Annotated in this window: 5 protein-coding genes; 4 read left to right on the forward strand and 1 reads right to left on the reverse strand. The window is 43.2% G+C overall.

Translation table 11 applies throughout. The features are described from left to right. On the forward strand, window positions 1–227 hold a 227-nt coding region (locus AB3112_RS09050), incomplete at its 5' end, for an AzlD domain-containing protein (protein ID WP_367334337.1). A 382-nt stretch (window positions 228–609) separates the two neighbouring features. Here AB3112_RS09050 and AB3112_RS09055 read toward each other — a convergent pair. Next, on the reverse strand, window positions 610–990 hold the full coding sequence (locus AB3112_RS09055) for a YueI family protein (protein ID WP_057909741.1): 381 nt from the start codon (window positions 988–990) through the stop codon (window positions 610–612). A gap of 196 nt (window positions 991–1,186) precedes the next feature. Here AB3112_RS09055 and AB3112_RS09060 point away from each other — a divergent pair, with 196 nt between their 5' ends. The 3 genes from AB3112_RS09060 to AB3112_RS09070 all read left to right on the forward strand — a co-directional run. After that, a complete protein-coding gene (locus AB3112_RS09060) occupies window positions 1,187–2,089 on the forward strand; it encodes a hypothetical protein (protein ID WP_301474755.1) in 903 nt (300 codons plus the stop codon). Window positions 2,090–2,278: 189 nt separating this feature from the next. Next, entirely contained in the window at window positions 2,279–3,271 is a 993-nt protein-coding gene (locus AB3112_RS09065; protein WP_171031864.1) for an AI-2E family transporter, read from the forward strand. Between the two features lie 99 nt (window positions 3,272–3,370). Further along, a partial coding sequence (locus AB3112_RS09070) for a 2,3-diphosphoglycerate-dependent phosphoglycerate mutase (RefSeq protein WP_367334338.1) occupies window positions 3,371–4,044 on the forward strand: 674 nt, incomplete at its 3' end.

The raw sequence follows: 4,044 nt of genomic DNA on the forward strand, positions 1-4,044 counted from the left end.
CTGCCTGGTTTAATGAATGGATGCGGTATGTGCCGATATCGTTATTTACTGCGCTGGTCGTTAAAGACCTATTCATCTCACCCGTGTACACGGTGACAATTGTTAACCGGGCACCGGAAATGATCGCTGCAGTGATTGTCATCGCCATTGCCTATTGGACACGTTCAATGGCGCTTTCGGTGGTGCTGGGGTTGATAGCGGTATTCTTGTTGGCGATGGTTGTTTGAGAGAACCGCCAAAATTGCGTTACATATTTTTTTAAACTTAAAAGAGCCGAGGCAGTTTGCATGCCTTGGCTCTTTTGCGTTGGTTTGTAGGATAGTTGAGGCGAATGGTTCATCTAGCTGGAAAATGTGCTCCGACGACCGCAAACGAAGTGCAGCGTCTAGCCTACTTGGCGACGGTCATGAAATACCTAGTAGTTACCCCGTTTGCTCCGTACTCTGATTTGATGAGGATGTTTGTGCTTTCTTATTTCCTAGTCGAAATGTGCTCCGACGACCCTGACCCCTAACGTGTAAGACCTGAGTTGCAACAATGAACAAAAACCGTTCATTATTGCAACCCAGGCCTTACACACCGGGGTCAACCCGGGTCTCGTCGCACTCTCTAAAACACAATCCTTCTCTTAATCTTCTCATGTGGGTTGGCCACCACCAAACCGAAATCATCCGGCTTCAACGGTTGGTCGACCCTCATACCATTTTGGACCAGGACCGTGAACTTGTAATTGTGTTCAATGGCGATGTCCATGAACGGGTCAATTAATTCCTGGTCCATCCGGCCGTTGATATACAAACGATATTCCGGGTAGTCGTTTAAAATCTTCCCTACCAGTTCGCCCACGTCCGGTCGTTGGATTTGGCCAATCGTTAGGGCCAGCGCAACTCGTTCCCTGAAGTTTCCCAAGAATGCGCGTTTTTCGTCCGGCTTAATCTGTGGGTTGCCGAACATGTGCTGCTTGATATACTCTTCTGAACTGTCCGCCATTTGTAAGCTCCTCTCAAAGTTAAATTCTTGGCTTTAGGATAACAAAAATTTGGCCTAAAGTCTGTATCCATCATTTGCTATAATAAATATTAACCGTCATCTTTCCAAGCTATGTGCATTTGATTGCGTTCAGAAATGCCGTTTATGGAAAAATGTTATAATAAAAGCGAACAAATTTTATTAGGAGGGCTTCAATTTGAAAAAATGGATCTGGATTGTAATCGCCATTGTGATCGGTGCATCGGTTGGTGGTTACGCGTACGCCCGTCATAGTCAAAACGAGAACATTTACGCTCAGGCTATGAAGCGAGGCCGCCTTCAAATTTCGAATAAAAATTATACAGCTGCCGAAACATCGTTTACCAATGCCCTGAAACGAAAACCAAATGATGAACAGGCAAATAAAGTGTTGAACCAAACACAATCATTTATTGCGGCCAACGATCTGTTTAACTCGCGTAAATTTGGCCAGGCTAAGGGTGAATATCAATCAGTTGTTGACGTCAAAAAGGGCAATGATCTGCTGTCCGATCGCGCCAAACAGCAAATCACCAAGATTAAAGGGATTCAAAAGAACCTTAACAATTACACCAAAATATACGACCAGGCGCTCGATCAAACCGGTGAGGGCAAGTACACAGAATCTAACAGTACTTTGGATAAGATTTTCTCTGACAAATCAATTCATCAGAAATACTACGCTGACATTTTGAAGAAGGCAGAAGACCTGCGGAATAAGAATAACGATGCGATTAGTGGTAATTCGTCCAGCAGTTCGAATGATTTTGATTCGTCAAATTCTGACAGCAACACCAGCAATAATCCAAATGTGTCATCCAATAAGAGTGCCAGTCTGACCTCGGCTGAGAAAAAGGCTGCGGCGGCTTATAAGGGCTCAAATGAATATACAGTAACGCAAAAACAAAAGGATTTGAACGGTAAGCCGATCACCCAGGCACAAATCAATTCGGCCAGACAACAGATTAGCGCTGCCGGCGTTGACTCCAATGCCATGAGTGACCAGGATGTTCGTAATATCATCAAGGGCGCACATCAAAAAGGCGAAACCATTGGTCAATATGTCAAATCACGGTATTAATACGATTACACACGTCTCAGGGGCGATCAACCTCTGAGATTTTTTTATTATCAAAGGTAATAATGCTTGTGGGGAAACGCTTTCGAAGTGTAAAATCAAATTAATTAAGCACCAAACAAGGGGGTTGAGTATTTGTCACTTTGGACGAGATTCATCAATAACGTTGCACTAAGAAGATTCACAGTCCTGATGGTGATTATTTTTGTGATTTACGTGATGCGCAGTATGATCAGCACGGTCTTATTAACGTTTATTTTCTGTTTGTTGGTCGTCAAATTGACCAATGCGATTCGTCGGCATATTAAAATTCCCGCCGGCGTGATTGTGACGGTCCTTTATGCGTTGGTTATCCTAGGCCTGTATTTTGCGATTACCAAGTACATTCCAAAAGTTGCCGAACAAACGATTCGAACGACGACAGACATTATCAATTTCTATTCAAACCCAAAAAATTTGCCTGATGACACAACCTTGGCATGGGTCAACGAGTTCATCAAGCAAAGCAATATTATGGCCCAAATGAAAAATGGGGTGTCATTGGTTTGGAGATACGTCACCGGAGTTGGGACCATGGGGATCACCCTTTTCTTATCGATGATCTTGAGCTTTTTCTTCTCGATTGAGCAACGAACGATGACACGATTTTCAAGATTATTTTTAGAAAGTGATTTTGGCTGGTTCTTCCAAGATCTTTACTTCTTTGGTAAAAAGTTTGTCGCAACCTTCGGGGTGGTTATTGAAGCTCAATTCTTCATCGCAATCTGCAACACCGTTTTAACAACGATCGTGATGGCGTTTATGCATCTGCCACAACTTGCGGCATTGGCACTGCTGGTATTCATTTTGAGCTTGATTCCAGTCGCCGGTGTGATTATCTCGTTCATTCCACTGTCACTGATTGGTTACTCAGTGGGTGGCTTCAACGATGTCTTTTATTTGTTAATCACGATTATCATTGTTCATGCATTTGAGGCTTATGTGCTCAACCCCAACTTTATGGCATCAAAGACCAATCTACCGATTTTTTACACCTTTGTGGTGTTGCTGATCGGCGAACATTTCTTTGGCATTTGGGGCCTGATCTGTGGGGTGCCGATCTTTACATTCTTCCTTGACATTTTGGGGGTCAAGAAGCATGACAGCACGTCTGGTAAGCTTCCCGACAAGCAGGGCGAACCATAGAAAACGGATTCACTTTATAAAAGTTTCACAATTAGGCTGAAAAATTTTTCCGTTTGGTGTAAAATCAATCTGATAGAGATAAAGAAAGAGGTAATTATATTGGCAAAACTTGTTTTAATTCGTCATGGTCAAAGTGAATGGAATTTATCTAACCAATTTACTGGTTGGGTTGATGTTGATTTGAGCGAAGAAGGCGTTAAGCAAGCCATCAACGCTGGTAAGCTGATCAAACAAGCCGGCATCGAATTCGACTTTGCGTTCACTTCTGTATTGACTCGTGCAATCAAGACTCTGCATTATGCTTTGGAATACTCAGACCAACTTTGGATTCCAGAAATCAAATCATGGCGTTTGAACGAACGTCATTATGGCGCTTTGCAAGGCCATAACAAGAAGAAAGCCGCTGAAAAGTACGGTGACGAACAGGTTCATATCTGGCGTCGTTCATACGATGTTTTGCCACCACTTTTGAAGGCTGATGACGAAGGTTCTGCTGCTCACGACCGTCGTTATGCCAACCTTGATCCACACATCATCCCTGGTGGTGAAAACCTTAAAGTGACTCTCGAACGAGTTATGCCATTCTGGGAAGATCAAATTGCACCTAAGTTGCTTGATGGCAAGAACGTGGTTATCGCCGCTCATGGTAATTCATTGCGTGCCCTTTCCAAGTATATCGAAAACATTTCTGACGAAGACATTATCAACCTTGAAATGGCGACTGGCGAACCAGTTGTCTATGACTTTGATGACAAGTTGAATGTTTTGAGCAA

The organism is Lentilactobacillus sp. (genome assembly GCF_040773105.1).
Lineage (GTDB): Bacteria > Bacillota > Bacilli > Lactobacillales > Lactobacillaceae > Lentilactobacillus > Lentilactobacillus parabuchneri.